This is a genomic window from Prevotellamassilia timonensis (genome assembly GCF_900106785.1).
GTDB classification, from domain to species: domain Bacteria; phylum Bacteroidota; class Bacteroidia; order Bacteroidales; family Bacteroidaceae; genus Alloprevotella; species Alloprevotella timonensis.
On the sequence record NZ_LT629844.1, the window covers coordinates 46,108 to 61,068 of the forward strand.

The following is a 14,961-nucleotide window of genomic DNA, read 5'->3' on the forward strand; positions in this document are numbered from 1 at the left end:
GGATAGGTTTTAACGGTAAATGTAATAGTATGGATAGCACGAAGAGTTCTTCAAAATGTCCGAATCAAAGCCATCGGCATTGAGGATGTCTTCGTATTCAATGGTGAGCGTAATCACACGGCCACTGATTTGGTTCTCTGAGATTTCCAGACGGAGTACCTTCTCATCCGGGAAGGTCAGCTTCTCAATCACCAGCACATTGCGGTAATTCTTCTTGAATTTCTTGACCGGGTTCAACGAGTAAATCGGTGTCAGTTCGATGGTCTGCGAGTTGGTGGCTTTGGTCTCTTTTTTATCCGTCAACTTCACGCGGAGTTCCTCAATGTCGTAGGCTATCTTCGTCTTGTTTTGTAACGAATAATCAATAAAGAAATAGTCACCGATGGTATAGATGTTGTTGACGATGGCCTTCATGCCATGGGCGTTAGACACCACCTGGTTGTACTTGCGTTTGCTGCCATACACCGCCCACGCATAGCGCACCATTTCGGCCTTGGGCATCGACACCTCGGGGTTGATATAGGACTGGGTATCGCTATAGGCCACTTCAAAAATGGAGGCTGCCATGCTGGGATAATGGGTATAAACCACGTCATACTGAGCGATATGGCGCTCTCCAATCAGGGTGATGGTGCCTAAGAGCTCATTCTCGCTGAACGCTGATTTCACTGAATCCTGCTCTAGATAAGGCTTGATGCGTACCATGTTGTCGGCACACTGGTTGCCCATAATCTTGGTCGTGGAGATGTCCACCAACTTGATGTTTTCTGGCATGACGATGTGGGTAGTGACCTCACTGTTCACGTAGATCTTCTCCTTGGCTGCAGCCTGTACGACAAAACCTAGAAGACCGAAGAAAAGTAAAAATAATTTCGCTTTCATATTAGGTAATTTTTATGATTTACTGATTTGATTATTTGTTGATTCCGTTACTTGTAAACTTACTTACTCTATTACTTGTAACCTTACTTACTCTGTGATTAGTAAGATAGTTTACCTATTTTCATTCTTGACCTTTACCTTGCTTCCTCCGAATTTATCAGATACACAATCGTGTTGTACTTGATTTTCGCTTTATTCTTGCGTATGTTGGACGAGATGGCCGAAGAAGCTGAGTTATAGACGTTTTGCAAGGCTTGCAGCGCCAAGGCTTCACCTGAGATACCGGAACCATAGCCATCTTCCGACTGGAAGTTGATGTTCTGCTGCACGGCACTGGAGCTGGCATCCTTTACAAACTCACGGAAAGAACTTTCCGGTACATAGAACCCTTCCATGCCGTCATTGTCAAATACTGAAAGCTTCACGTTGATGAACTTATCACCGACCAGAATGCTGGTAATCGTGGCCTTCACACGCTGCTGTCCGAAGCCTGTTACTGTACCATAGAGATAGGTGCCTTTCTTCAACTTGGTGTTGCTGACGGTAATATCATCCAGCAACTTGAAACGAAGTCTGGTTCCTTCTTTTGCCTTGGTGGTCTGGTCAATCATAGCGCGAATCAACTTGGCTTCAGCTACATCATCGGGGGATGTTACCGTGTGGAACTTCTCCGCATTGGTATCACCGGATTTGATAACAAGCTTGGGGCGGTTGCGTTCCTTTTCAGCCTGACGGACTTTGGCGATGGAATCAGTACTTTGTTTCTCAGCCAACTCATCCCGGTCAAAGCGACCGATACCCAATCCGCTTTCAATGGCCTTCTGGCGCTCGTAACTTCTGCGTTGGATTTCCTCCAGGTCACGGGCGAAGTCATCCTGTGAGGTATAGCCTTCGGATGTTCCGGAAGGATTGCCTCTCTGACCTGTACGGGAGTTTCCTGTACTGCCAGGAGCATTGTCCCCGTATGCAAAGGAGTTGATGTGTCTTCTGGACTCGGCCAACGACCTCTCCAGTTCCTCCATTTCCCGTTGCTGACGAAGCCGTTCCGCTTCTGCTGCATCCAGTTTGTTGAGTTCGTCTTCGCTGTAGCCATGCTCCAGTTCCTCGTTCTCTTTCTGTTCTTCACCGATGGCACCAATCGCAGTGAAGGCATCTTCGTCCCCGAAGCGGCGCGACATCTCATACATTTTATCTCCGGCTTCCTCCGCATTGGCTTGCGGCAGTTCCGTATTGATGCGGTCGGTGGCAACCGTCTGTTGGGCGTCCTCGCTGCCTCCGAAGGTCTGCATCACGAAGTACACCAGGGCACACAGGGGAATGAACACCACCAACGGGAAGATGTACTTGGGCTGTTTGAAATTGATTTTTCTGATCATGGATGGTCATTGTTTTGAAGTGATTTGACGATGGATTCCAGCCGGTTGTAACTTTGTACGATGTGGATGGAGTCCTGATGGCTTTTACGCGGTATTGCAATGAGCGAGTCCAGTTCCTCCCTAAGCAACTGCCCTTCATGGGTCAACTTTGTTAGCGTGGAACGGTGTACGCTCTTGTTTGTCTGAATGGTACGGAATCCGGAAAAGATGGGTTCCAACTGGGCAATGCTGCTGACATCCGGCTCACGTTTGTCTGACAAGGTCATGCTGTCAATAGCCACGGTACTTGCCAGCAGGAAAAAGAGCGAACCGGTGACATAGGCAAAGGTGCGTTTGGGATGCTTCCTTGCCCAGATGTTGGCCAGACGGATGCGTCCTGCCAGGCGATATCTGGTGCCGACGGCTCTCAACTTGGGTTGCAGCCAGGAGCGTATCAAGTGATGCGTCTTGAGCCTGCTTTCCTGAAGTGTCTTTCTAAATGATTTCATGGGGTACTTATTCTCTAAATGTTAGTAATCGAGGTCCTTGTTCTCCAGTGTCCTCCAGTTCGTGATCATCAAACCGTGCGGATTGTTTCGGGTACGGGGGACTGATTCGATGTAGCCTGTAGTAACCATGGAGCGTTTCAAGTCCCGGGTACGGCGCTTGATGAGCTGCGTTCCGTAGTAGGTGAACTTCCGTTCGTGTTCGTCGAACTGAATGGAGTCACACATGATGGTACACACCGCTGAAGAGGAGATGATGTCGGAATAGAATCCGTTCTCATCCAATGCCTGCTTCTGCTTGAGGGCAGTACCATCTGCCATGTACATTGCCTTGCCGACCGTCCACTTGATGTAGTCGTTGTCGGGAGGCAGGTTAAAGAAATACTGATGGAAGAGCTGGATATGCGCCTTGGCTTCCATCGTGAAGTTCGCTTCCAACTGGGCACGCTGTGCCAGGAAGGGAATGTCACCGTCCAGTATGTAAATCTGCTCCCGTTCTTTTGTCACGAGCGAGATGCAGCACCAGACGGTGAACCCGCAGATGAGGGTGCAGCCACCTATCGTGGCCAGCACCGTCATCAGGGCGAGTTTCGTTTTCTGTGCTAAGGATTCTATAAGCATAGGGAATGGTTTGAGTGATTACTTCTTGTTGTTGCTGTTCTTGGATTTGCCCGGTCTGACCAGAGAAGCGGCACCGCTGGCTACAGAGCCGACCACACTTCCTGCCATACCTCCTGCCATTGCTGTCATGCCCATCACGGTACTGCCGGCTGCTGAACCTGCACCGGAGCTGACACCGCCCGGAATTAGCCAGGAAGCCACTTCGGGCACAAAGCGGATGATATAGGCACCCACCAGCATCCCCATGGCATACATACAGTTGGAACCGATACCCTGCAGTCCCAGTGCGCCGATCTGTTCCCAGGAGTTTACCGAACCATGAAGCAGGTGGTTGTAAGCTATGAGGTCCTGCTGCAGGTTATAGAGCAGGATGAAGTCAATGTAGTAGATGCACATATAGGTGACAAAGCCCCACAGCGAGAGGGAAAGGAACTTCGACATCCACTGGCTCCAGGCCGAGTTCCAGGGCGGAGCCAGAGACAGGGCGAACATGATGGGACAGAAAATCATCATGATGGCCATGAAGATGCGCTGCGCCACCAGAATGCCGTAGTAGGACATCTGGAATATCAGTTCCCCCACAAAGCGTATGACATCGTTGATCCATTCGCTCATCTTGGTTTCAGCCGCCACCGCTGCCCGCTGCGCATAGTTGTTGATGGTGTTGCCCAGATTCTCCACGTTGTAGATGAGTTTGTCCCACCAGGCAGCATCCTGTCCGATGGCGGCTACCTGCTGGGCGGTGGAAATGGAGTCCTGTACCTGCCGCAGGCGGTCGAGGTATTCACTCTGTTTCTGTGCCACCTTCAGCTCGAAAGCGGCCACTTCCTTGTTCTTGGCTTTTGCCATGGCCTTGGTAGCGGTTTCCAGTCCTTTGCCGGGAACCTGCAGGGCCTGACAGATCCACGAGGAAGAAGAGATACAGATGGAAATGCCGATGATGCGCAGGAGTTTCATCACGTCCATGCCGCGCCGTCCGAGCATCATCATCCAGCATTCGTAGGAGCCTACACAGAGCGCCAGCAGCAAGCCGATGATGCGTGCCAGTCCGACGGCATCACCCAGCACCGCCACATTGGGAAAGGTTTCCATGGCGACCAGCAGCTTGTCCAGACTCTCGTCAATGGCAGGCAATCCGATGGTTAATGGTACTAACAGTAGATTCATATTTCATTCTATTTTTATTACATAATCCTTTTAATAGTGTGTGGAAGCCACTGCACAGAGGTTGGCGGTCCGTTTGACCAGTTCCTCCATCTTTTGCCGGGCTTCCTCGTAAGCCTTCTGCCGTTTGGCATTCTCCAGTCCGTAACCGACTCCCATCTTGTGGATGTAGGCGATGTCGGCACAGAGGATTTCATTCTGACGGCTCAGTTCGTCCACCTGGTACTGGAGCTTGCCCTTGCTTTTCTGCATGCAGTAGAGCAGTCCGTCGGTGATACAGTCCTGCATCCGGTTGAACTCGTCCTTGTAGGAAGGAAACATCAGATCCACGTTGCGGTCTGCCTCGCGGAGCAGTTCCTCCTGATAGAGTTCCTCCATCTTCTGCCGCTCTTCCTCCACTTTCTTGATTTTCTGCCGCTGGGTCTCTTCCGCCATCACCCGGGTGGGCATGATGCGTTTCACGTTGGACTTGTGCTCCTTGAAGCGCACCCGGAAGCCGGATTGAAATCCTGCCCACTTCCAGTACATTTCCGCTCCCGAGTATTTCTTATGAAGGAAGAAATAGTACCAGTCCGGTGCGAAATTCCAGGGGCCGTTCTCCATGGAGCGCCACTGCCGCTGTTTCTCCTTATCATTGGCCTTTCGCTGGGCATGCAGACCGGAAGCCATCGTCATGCCCAGCAAGCAGAGTAATAAAATTCTATACCGCATATCCTTTGTTCCATTGATTGATGACACGATTTGCTATCTCGTCCTTCACGTTGGAGTTGAGTATTTCCCAGATGTAGTCGGGCTTCCAGCCGCAGTCGGTGATGAGAAAGCAGTAGAGGTTCGCATTGTCCACGATGTAGCGGGCCTTGTCGATGGTGGCTTTGAGCGTCATCACCAGATTCAGCTTCTCGTCCATGGAAGCCTTCATCAGGTTGATGCCCGAGGCGGCCACGGAAGCATAGAGTTTGTAGCAGTGCTGCACTTCCCGGGCTATCGCCACGTTGGCATCGGCATAGTACCAGCCTACAAAGGGCTTCTTCTTGACATGCTTGAAAGTGTTGGAGGTAAAGTCCTTGTACTCCTTCACCAGCATGTAGAGCGAGTTGGCGGTAGAGGAAATGGCTCCGGCCAGTACCAGATAGGAATGGGCATTGCTCATCTTGGTGTTCAGCGTGGTCCGTACCTCGTTGAACTTGTTGGCACCTTTCGTCACCAGCGACTGTTCCCCGAAGCTGGTGACCACTCTGCCCAGTGCCTGGTCCTCGTCCTTCTTGATGCACTTGTGCAGGGCTATCAGCGCTTCAATGGTCGGCAGATCCTTGGGGATGACCACAGCAGTGGCCGTACCCGGCACCAGAAGGGACAATACCAGACAGACTGCGCCCAATTTCTTTTTCCAGTGTTCCATAGCTTTTTCATCTTTTAGTTAGCAGCCACTAGTCCGTTCCAGTCCGATACCAGTCCGTCCACATGGTTTTTCATGGTGACCATGTTGGCCCATCCCTCGGGGTCGATAGCAAAGCAGAGGTCATTCAGCGTGGCATACTGTGCCATGAGCATCATGCCGTCCACCTTGTAGCGGATCTCATTCATGTGGGTGTAGATGGAGTTGGCCAGCGACATCCGTTCGTAGCGGTCGAGCATGTTGTAGCCGTCGCTCTTCTTCTCGGCAGTGCCTTCTCCCTTGAGCGGATTGGAAATCCTCGCATTGTTCACGATGTTTACGAAGTTGCCCACCAGCTGCTGTGTTTCCATCACCAGCCCTCCCAATTCCGTCAGGCAGTAGAGCTGGTTGGTGAACTTCGCCTTGCTGACCGTCTTTATCAGTTCCGGCACATTCCGGATGATGTCGAAGGCGCAGCTGCCGATTTCCTTGTAGTACAGGCTCTTCGTACCGAAGCCGGAGATGTTCTGCATCGACAGTTTGTAGAGTTCCTTCATCGTGGCCATGCTGACCGAATAGAGTTCCACCTTCTGCTGCTTGGCGGCGATGGTGTCCAGCCGGGCATTGTGCTGTTCCTCGATGAGTTTCTGGGCGGCAAGGTTGGACGATACGATTTTGATGCAGTTCTTGTCCACAACTACACGCCAACCTGCAAATGATTGAATAGATGCTGTAAGAAACAACATGACTAAAAAAGCAAATTTTAACTTGACCATAATGACATGACTTTTTGATGTTGATTGACTTTTCTGGCAAATTCCAGATACTTATGGCCACCGTCCCGTTTGCGGTCCGCCTCGATATGCGTGATGGCTTCCTGCATGGTTCCGTAGTGGGCCAGATAGAGTTTGAGGGCTTCCTTTTCCGTGCGTTCGGTAGTGTAAGCCCAGTAGCATTCCGGTGCTTCTTCCACACCGTACACATCCGAGTTTTGTCCCCGGCATATCCACACCTCCTTGAAGTAGCTGCGTCCTTCCCGGTTGTTCAGGGCATTGATGGTAAATATCTGCTGCCGCTGAATGGGGGTCAGTCCCAGGATGGCGGCAATGTCCTCGTAGCGGTCCTTGAACTTGGTCTGGTCGAGCAGTATCTTCACATCGGAGTTGTTGATGATGGCTTCCTTCACAATGGGCGAATCTATCACATCGTTCAACTCCTGGGTAACGACACCTGCAATGCCGTGGAACTTTCTGACCGTTTTGTACAAATATTTTATATATTCTGCCATGGTGGGTGAAGCAATCGCCTTCCACGCTTCCTCGATGATGAGTGCCTTGCGTCCTTTCTTGATGCGCATCTTCTGCAGGAACACATCCATGATAATCAAGACAACTATCGGGAAAAGCACGGGGTCATCCTTAATCTTGTCGATTTCGAAGACGATGAATTGCTCATCGAAGAGGTTCACGTCCAGGTCGGAGTTCAGGGTCATCTCCAGTTCGCCTCCCCGGTAGAACTGCTTCAGGATAGCTGCGAAGTCGCGGATGTTGAACTGAATCTTCTCCTGTGCCACGATTTGCGGAATGCGTTCCAGGGCAAACTCATAGAAGGAATTGAAGGACAGTTCACGGACTTTCAGTCTGCGTTTCTGTTCCTCGATGTGGTCTATCTGCTTGTCTATCTTGATAAGCATGGAGTTGTTGTAGAGTTCCTTCTTGTAGTTCTCGATAATCTGCAGGGCACGTTCCTTTTCCCCTTTGCTGGCAGCTTCATCTTGGGCAAGGGCATAGAGCGAACGGCACTGACGGAGCAGTTTGAGTCGCCGGGCTTCTGCAGGAAGCATGAGTGCCTTGCTTTCCGCCTGCTTGTCCATTTCAGCATCCTGAATCTGGGCATCAATGTCCTCCATACTGTGGGAAAACTTGTCGTAGTCTTCTTCCATCTTGGAGGCAACCAACAGCTTTTGTCTCAACCCTTCACGTTCCTTTTTGGTGAACTTGGTGAAGGGATGGAAGTAGGCTTCGTAGTATTCCACGATGGTCTGGTTAATGAGCATGTCCTCAATCTTACTTGGAAAGTCGTTTCCTTTGAATATCAAGAATATCAAAGACTTCAAGAAATTCTTCTTTTCCCCGAAGTTCAAGTCATACTCTTCCTTTGTTACCTTGAAAGGATTCATGGAGATGGGCTTCTCCTTGGAATAGGATATGTAAGTGCCCTTGTAGTAACCGCAGATACCTTCATAGGAGTCGCCCGTATCAACCATAACCACATCCGTCTCTTGCTCCAGCAGCTGTCTGACCACGCTGTTCATGTGGAAGCTCTTACCACTGCCACTCGGTCCGATACAGAAGAAGTTGGCATTGTCCGTCATCTTCACCTTGCCCTCTTTCCCCGTGATGTCAATACATACCGGCAGCCCCTGGCGATCGGTATAATAGGTAGTCAGCGGGGTATCTTCCGAACCTTTCAAGTGTTCCTTGAAGAAGAAGCACAAAGCTGCATCAGATAAAGTAAGGAACAGGTCATAGTCCGGATTGAAGGCATAGCCGTTTCCCGGGAAACTATCTGTAAACAATTCCAACTGGTTGTAGGCGGTACGGGACGGCATGATGCCGCACTCATACAGTTTGGTTTCCAGATAGGAAGTGACCGGAGTGACCTTGTCTGCCGGGCAGCTCACCAGGATGTTGAAATTGCAATAGACCAGCTGCGTGCTGTCCACCGCCAGGCGGTCCAGCACTTCCTCGATGTCCTCCTTGGCAATCTTGTTGCTCGGGTCGGGCATGGAGCCGTGACGCTTGGCTTTGGCCTGGAGTTTTCTCAGCAGTTTCCGTTGGTTCGGTATCTGTACCACCTGGTTGAACACCACACAATCGGCATGGGGCACACTCGTCAGAAAAGAGAACAAATCCGTGGCGATGCCGTAGCCGTTGATGTTCATCTGTGTGTAGGGCTTCACCAGCGAAGGCAGGTTAATCTCGTCTATATCCACCAGCGGATAAGAACGGACTACCCGGTCGCCAATTTTCAGATATTCGTCTGATGCCTTGAAGTTGGTCATGGAGAACGGGCCATGCCGGAACTGGAAGGCCATGAAGCGGTGGCAATACTCATCGACTTCCGTCTTACTGAGTTTCCGGTGCTTGATGTTCTTCTCCTTGAGGATGTCGCTCACCTTGGAAACCTTGGAATGGAAGTCCAGCCATTTCTTCGGGTCGTACTGCACGAACTGGCTGCGCTGCACCTCCTGCGTGAGGATAAGGTAGGTACGTATCTCCGTAAATTCTCTTCCCTCAAAGTAACGGAAGTAGCTTTTGGTCAGGAACTCCGCATCCTCCGGCACCTCATGGTGGTAGGACTGCTTGCAGAGCACGTCCTGTTTCTGCAGGGCATAACCCTCGCCGAGCGTCTGTACCACATTGGAGAGCACATCCTGAAAGAGCATGTACTGCTCCGCATCGGTACAGAGCTGCTGCACGGGATTGGTTATCTCGAAAATAACCGACGGTTCCCCCTTGGCTGAAAAAAGGACGACATTGCCGTCCGTTTCCTCCAGCTGCGCATAAAGGCCGTCAAATATTCTTTTCTTGGTACGTGCCATAATCATTCATTTTATTTTACGAGTTGCGTCTCAGATTCTTGTAAACATAGATACCTTTTGCCCGCCGTTTGTTATGGAGACCGCCACGCTGCTTGACGTAAATGGTGACCAATCCGACCACTGCCATCACCAGCATGGCGATGAACCCTGCAAGCTTTCCCAAGGCGATGGAGAAACCGATAAAACCCACGAACGACACACCGATGGCCGCTGCTGCCAAAGTCAGAAAACGACCGCGTATGCCCATGAACTCCAGCGGTTTCTGCAAGCCTTTGAAAACGGGATAACCCTCTTGATTCATCGTCATAATTCCGGATAGTATATTGACAGATTGGATTACTTAAAGAAGAGCGGAAGAGCCTCAGAAAGAGCGATAAATGCGATACAGCCACCAATCGTCAGCATGATAGTTTTCTTGACATCCTGGTCACCGTTCTGCATCTTGAAGTAGACGTTAAACGCCCCTACAAGCACAATAACGGCCGCAATCGCTTTCATCAAATTTGACACCGGAGTCTGGTAGGAACTCACTTCCTGCGTGGCTTTGGTAAAACCTGCGGCCCCCTTGCTGCCTGCCATCGCTTCACCGACCGATATCGTAAGGGCAAAGATGAACATGAGGCATTTCTGTGCCGCACTGCAGACCATGAGGCGGTTGACTGCTTTTTCAGAAAAACGCTGGATAGAGCGGAAGATGTTTGGGTTTCCGCATACAAGTTGATTGAATTGTTTCATTGTATATTTCTTTGATAATGGATTTCATCGCCAAAGGAACAGAGGTCGCCAAAGAAACAGAGGTCATTCAAGTATCAGAGGTCGCTAAAGGAACGGTGGACTTTCGTCCAAGTAGTATCTGGTGTATTACCCGGCATATCGCATGCTTTCGCAGTGATAGATAATGGTACCCAGGTCACATTCACCGGTTTCGGCCAGCTGGTCGATGGCTTTGAAGATGTCATCTACCAGAATACCGTCTGTCAGGATGGGTTCCCGGTAGGTCGGTGAGAAGTTAGATCCGGCCGAAGTTCCAGCTTCCGATGGGGCTGTTTCGGCATCTGCATTGGAAGTATCTTCAATTTCATCTTCATCAGTAGCTTCTGAAGAAGATATTTCTTCTTTATTATCAGGCTCAGCAAATTGAGTCTGTGATCCTGTTTCGGATGAAGGATTCTCAGTTGAAGATGTTTCTTCCGAAACGAGAACATCTTCACCACTTTTAGAAGCATTCTCATTCGGTTGTTCATCAGATGTTGTCTGCTGTTTATCCGTGTTGGAATCATTTTCATTCCCTGCTTCTTCCTGCTTCTTTTCCTCTTCCTTCTTCTTATCGTCCCGGGTCACCTGCTGGGGCTGGAAGGAACGGGCTTCATCCGTGATGTCTATTTCCTCTTCGGATTGATTCTCCTGCGCTGCCGCCTCGGCTGCTTTCAGGTGCTGGATGTCCATGAATATCAGAAAGCCGTAGTAGCCTATCAAGACCACAAAGAGGATTAAGATTACTTGTCCGTAGGTCATAGCTGTAGTTATAGGAGGTTTGACAATACAAGGGTTTCCTCTGACGGATAAGGCAGAAAACGGAAGCCCAGTTTGGCTCCTCTCAGTTCTGATTCCTGAATCCGGTGAAGGTCATCCGTATAATAAAGGATGCCGTATTCCTCTCCGGCAATGTAGCCTTTGGACTTGAGCCATGAACGGAGTCTTACCCGTGCCCGGTTGGACACAACCTTAATGCGGGTGATCGGACTCAGCCCGAATATAACCCTGCGTCTTTCCCTCCGCATCATGTCGGAATGGATTCGTGAAAGCACCTTAAAATCCTCCAACGCAGTACGCTTCAATCCCATTCTAACAGCAATGCGCCGGGCATATTCCCGTGAAATTCCCAATTCCTTGCCTATCTCAGCATAAGACCGGTGAGCAAAATGATTGCGTACATATTCTGCATGCTCCATCCAACGGCTTTTGACCGCTTTCTTCAGCCCCAAGCTACGGGCCTTTTCCTTTACAGCACGTTCGCACATGCCCAAAATCTCTGCGGTTCTCGGGGTTGTTTCTATGGGATAGAGCTGGATAAGAACCGCAATCTTCTGCTCTGTCCAATTAGTTCTTTTCTTTCTCATAATCTTTCTGATTGAAATTTGTAAACAATGATTTCTTTTCTCTGCGAAACGGCACAAGCTGTAGAAGGTAAATATCAAAGAATGTACGGACAATGGCATTGACCATATCCGAACGGCTGCGGTTATGGATGTTGCAGTCATCCAGCGAGTCTGCCAGATCCCGGTCTAGCCTGCATACCAGTCGTTCGCTTTTGACATTACTTTCATCGGAAATTTCCAAATTTTTCAGAAATCCTGTCCAATAATCTTCCACCTCCTTTGAGGGAGAAAGAAGGATAGGTTCTCCGTCAGTTTCCGTTTTCTTCTCACTTGTATCATTCGTCCGATCCTGGAGGCCGGATGATTTTTCCAACATTTCGGGCAACTCGTGCGTCAGGATAATGTCAGAATCATTGATGCCTTGTGTCAAGTCACCAATTTCCGGAATGTCTTTTTTCATGCGCTATGTTATTTGATGGTTACTGATAAATTTAATCTCGTCATTCATATTCCGATTCTTCCTTATCGGTTGTATCAGCAGACAGACCTCCTGCTTCGCGTTCTTCTTCATTTCCATCTTCATCCATGGCAATATGTGTAACACCTTCTTCCCGATTTTTTTTCTTGCCTATTTTCTGATTAAGATTATCCGTCAGTTGTATTCCGGTAAGCTTTACCTCCCTCACTGGAGTTACCTTGCCGAAAATGCTGAAATAGATCTTGTCGAAAACATTGCCAACATAACGAATCTGCATATCCAGTGCAGCCACTGTACTGAACCGCTCCATATCAGCACGCTTCGGTATTTTCCCGGTTACATAACCGTAATTAGAAAACGTTTCCCGTGTATTGTCCCAAAGTATCAGTTCTGAGCGCTTTCCTACGCGGTTGTCATTGAGGTTGGGAATGATGAAGAGCTGTGCATTCATACGGTCTCCAACTACCTGACGAAGTCTGTCAAGAAAAAGCAGAAAACTGGCTGTGGAAGGAACGGTCACCAGATCATAGTGGAAAGGAACAACGATGATATCTGAATTGACAAACATGGGGACCAGACCTTCCGCTTTCAGACTTCCCGGTGAATCCATAAGCACCACATCAATCTCCGGATCATTATGCAACTTTTCAATCAGGGAGGTCATGGCCGTCTTGTCATCCGGTTCATAAGCCCATACTTCGTAAGGCACCTGTTCCTCTCCATATTTTTTAAGGTCTGTCTTACGGCACTTCATAATCGAGTGCTGAAAATCACAGTCGATTATTACCAGACGGACACCTTTCGTCACCAAGTAATTGGCAAAGGTCACACAAAGAGTAGTCTTTCCGACTCCTCCTTTCTGGTTGGCAAAGGTTACTATGACAGGGGACTGTATCATGTCGTTTTTACTTGAATTAAATTTGCAAGCAAAAATATGTGCAGAGATATTGAAAACCTAAATGCACAACATCAATGTGCTTGAGATTGCAGAAACATGGGTAAATAAGTCGGATGAACCTGAGTTTTTCAATCTATATGCCCGAATTGGTTGCAGTAGGCAGTCCCATGAAAGTCTTTCAAAAAAATAGTGGTCCCCATTGGTTGTCCGGTTACGGATTATAGCCATAGCCTGTTTAATAAATATTCGTTTATCTGCATGATTAAAACAATGTTACTTTCCCGTAAGCAAGTGTTTCCTTCTTCCGCAAAGAACCAAAAGCTCCTTACATCTTTAATGAACGTCCATCATCTACATCATTGTAGTCGGTCTTATTTCCAACCTCCCATTCGCGGTTGGCGCTGTGACTGCCTTCTCCTTCTTTCCGGAGTTTGCCCAGTCCTTGATGAGACTTCCGTTGCAGACTCTTGACCGGATTGAGCGTCTTCTTCTTGGACTTCTTGAACGGCACCCCCTGGCGCTTCTGCTTTTTGGATTTCTTCTTCACCCGTTCCACATCGAAGCCTTCTTCATTCAGGTTGATCAGGATATGCTCCTTGAAGTTGATGGCATAGTAGGTATCATCTACCTGACGGATGATGAAGCCTTCCTGGTACATGGCACTGCGGGGGGACTTCATTTCGGGATCATTGAAGATTTCATGCATTCGGCCGACGGAATCGGCATACTTGGGAGGACGTTCTGTTGAGATGTCCACCAGATCCGGACGGTCCACCTTGAAAACCTTACAGAGCAAGTCCACTTCCGCGTCATTGGTAGGGCGGAACTTCTCGATGAAGCTGATGCGGTTGTTGCGGTCAATGGCCTTGGCCATGAAAGGGGGCAAGGGTCTGCTCTTGCCATCGTAGTAGATGACACCTTTCTTTATATAGGCACGCTGTTTCTTGAGTTTCTGGAAGATTTCTCCCTGAGTGGTCTTGGGATTGAGGGTCAGCAGCTGGTCTATGAATGCTTCTATCCGGTCAAAGCGTTGTTCGGGAGTAGCAAAGTCCAGCAGTTCTTCTACGGCAAGGACTCTGGCCCCATGAATGACCGTCTTGTTGGCATGGTCTATCAGCATATAGCCATAGGGTTTGTCTTTCTTTCCGAAGAAGACCACATCCACTCCGAAGTTCTTCTTCATTTCCTTCTGTAGTTCCTCTTTGTTAGCGCATACGTCCCGGTATTTTTTCAGATAGGCTCTCAGCTGTCGGTTGCGTGACTTGTCCTGATAACCTTTCTTGAACAGGGCTTCAATCTCTGTCAGGGGGAGTTTCTTTTGGATTCGGCCGCCTTGCTTGACGAAGACGTTCCCGTCTTTCTGGAAGACTTCATAGCCCATGGTTCCCATCACGGCCTTGAACTGGGCAAAGGAGGAGAAGCTGTACTGCTTGGCAGCCTCGATGTCCTTGTCTGTTTTCTGCTGCCGGTCCATACCGAGTATCTTGTCAATGACCGCCTGCGAGCGTCTGCGTTCATGGTCATGCTGTATCTTACGACCGTCGGGCGCCACTCTCGAAGTCACAATGTGCAAGTGAGTGTTGTCTGTATCGTGGTGTGCATAGATGAGCCAGGGTTGTCCGGGCTCGGCATACCCCATTTCCTGCAGATATTGGTGCGCGAAATCAAGTAACTGCTGTTCCGACATTTCATGCCCTTTGCAGGAAATGGCTACATGGAACTGCGGTTTCTGAATCCGGCTGTTCTGGGAACTGTAGAACTGGAGAAATTGCACCAGCTGTTTGGCGGTCGGATGTTCCGAGGTATCCAGTCCACCGAAGTTCTGCATCTCCAGCAGGGTGGCCACTCCTTTATAGACCTTGTGTTCGTTATAACCGACTGCATGGAAGTCTGCACTTCCGGGAAGTATGGTTGCTATCATAATTTATATATTTGTTTGCTGACTCATGAAACTTGGGGTTGCGGACCAGACAGACTAA

General features: G+C 49.3%; 16 protein-coding genes. All 16 read right to left on the minus strand.

Features of this window, described 5'->3' with window-relative positions; all coding sequences use genetic code 11:
- Positions 1-9: 9 nt before the first annotated feature.
- Positions 10-882 carry a conjugative transposon protein TraN gene (gene traN, locus BQ5453_RS05740; RefSeq protein WP_071122471.1) on the minus strand — a complete coding sequence of 291 codons (873 nt, stop codon included), beginning with the start codon at positions 880-882 and terminating at the stop codon, positions 10-12.
- Positions 883-1,016: 134 nt separating this feature from the next.
- Complete coding sequence (locus BQ5453_RS05745; RefSeq protein ID WP_071122895.1) at positions 1,017-2,255, minus strand: conjugative transposon protein TraM; 1,239 nt, start codon at positions 2,253-2,255, stop codon at positions 1,017-1,019.
- The gene (locus tag BQ5453_RS05750) at positions 2,255-2,746 is read right to left on the minus strand and encodes a hypothetical protein (protein ID WP_071122472.1); all 492 of its coding nucleotides are present in this window, start codon (positions 2,744-2,746) and stop codon (positions 2,255-2,257) included. Before BQ5453_RS05750 ends, BQ5453_RS05745 begins: the two co-directional genes overlap by 1 nt.
- A gap of 21 nt (positions 2,747-2,767) precedes the next feature.
- Positions 2,768-3,364 (minus strand): conjugative transposon protein TraK, encoded by a 597-nt coding sequence (traK, locus tag BQ5453_RS05755; RefSeq protein ID WP_005938437.1) that lies wholly within the window; start codon positions 3,362-3,364, stop codon positions 2,768-2,770.
- A gap of 18 nt (positions 3,365-3,382) precedes the next feature.
- The gene (locus BQ5453_RS05760; protein ID WP_071122473.1) at positions 3,383-4,531 is read right to left on the minus strand and encodes a TraJ family protein; all 1,149 of its coding nucleotides are present in this window, start codon (positions 4,529-4,531) and stop codon (positions 3,383-3,385) included.
- Positions 4,532-4,561: 30 nt separating this feature from the next.
- Positions 4,562-5,203 (minus strand): DUF5045 domain-containing protein, encoded by a 642-nt coding sequence (locus tag BQ5453_RS05765; RefSeq protein ID WP_200800565.1) that lies wholly within the window; start codon positions 5,201-5,203, stop codon positions 4,562-4,564.
- A 25-nt stretch (positions 5,204-5,228) separates the two neighbouring features.
- Positions 5,229-5,927 (minus strand): hypothetical protein, encoded by a 699-nt coding sequence (locus tag BQ5453_RS05770; protein WP_071122475.1) that lies wholly within the window; start codon positions 5,925-5,927, stop codon positions 5,229-5,231.
- A gap of 14 nt (positions 5,928-5,941) precedes the next feature.
- On the minus strand, positions 5,942-6,679 hold the full coding sequence (locus BQ5453_RS05775) for a hypothetical protein (protein WP_071122476.1): 738 nt from the start codon (positions 6,677-6,679) through the stop codon (positions 5,942-5,944).
- The gene (locus BQ5453_RS05780) at positions 6,667-9,507 is read right to left on the minus strand and encodes a TraG family conjugative transposon ATPase (RefSeq protein WP_071122896.1); all 2,841 of its coding nucleotides are present in this window, start codon (positions 9,505-9,507) and stop codon (positions 6,667-6,669) included. Before BQ5453_RS05780 ends, BQ5453_RS05775 begins: the two co-directional genes overlap by 13 nt.
- Positions 9,508-9,523: 16 nt before the next feature.
- Positions 9,524-9,814 (minus strand): DUF4133 domain-containing protein, encoded by a 291-nt coding sequence (locus BQ5453_RS05785; RefSeq protein ID WP_071122477.1) that lies wholly within the window; start codon positions 9,812-9,814, stop codon positions 9,524-9,526.
- 29 nt (positions 9,815-9,843) lie between these two features.
- The gene (locus tag BQ5453_RS05790; protein ID WP_071122897.1) at positions 9,844-10,155 is read right to left on the minus strand and encodes a DUF4134 domain-containing protein; all 312 of its coding nucleotides are present in this window, start codon (positions 10,153-10,155) and stop codon (positions 9,844-9,846) included.
- Between the two features lie 213 nt (positions 10,156-10,368).
- On the minus strand, positions 10,369-11,022 hold the full coding sequence (locus tag BQ5453_RS05795; protein WP_071122478.1) for a hypothetical protein: 654 nt from the start codon (positions 11,020-11,022) through the stop codon (positions 10,369-10,371).
- An 8-nt stretch (positions 11,023-11,030) separates the two neighbouring features.
- A complete protein-coding gene (locus tag BQ5453_RS05800; RefSeq protein ID WP_071122479.1) occupies positions 11,031-11,627 on the minus strand; it encodes a MarR family transcriptional regulator in 597 nt (198 codons plus the stop codon).
- Entirely contained in the window at positions 11,608-12,066 is a 459-nt protein-coding gene (locus BQ5453_RS05805; RefSeq protein WP_071122480.1) for a hypothetical protein, read from the minus strand. The genes BQ5453_RS05800 and BQ5453_RS05805 overlap by 20 nt, the downstream gene beginning before the upstream one ends.
- Before the next feature lie 40 nt (positions 12,067-12,106).
- Positions 12,107-12,982 carry a ParA family protein gene (locus BQ5453_RS05810; RefSeq protein WP_071122481.1) on the minus strand — a complete coding sequence of 292 codons (876 nt, stop codon included), beginning with the start codon at positions 12,980-12,982 and terminating at the stop codon, positions 12,107-12,109.
- A gap of 325 nt (positions 12,983-13,307) precedes the next feature.
- Positions 13,308-14,903, minus strand: coding sequence for a relaxase/mobilization nuclease domain-containing protein (locus BQ5453_RS05815; protein ID WP_071122482.1), 1,596 nt, complete (start codon positions 14,901-14,903; stop codon positions 13,308-13,310).
- Positions 14,904-14,961: the final 58 nt, after the last annotated feature.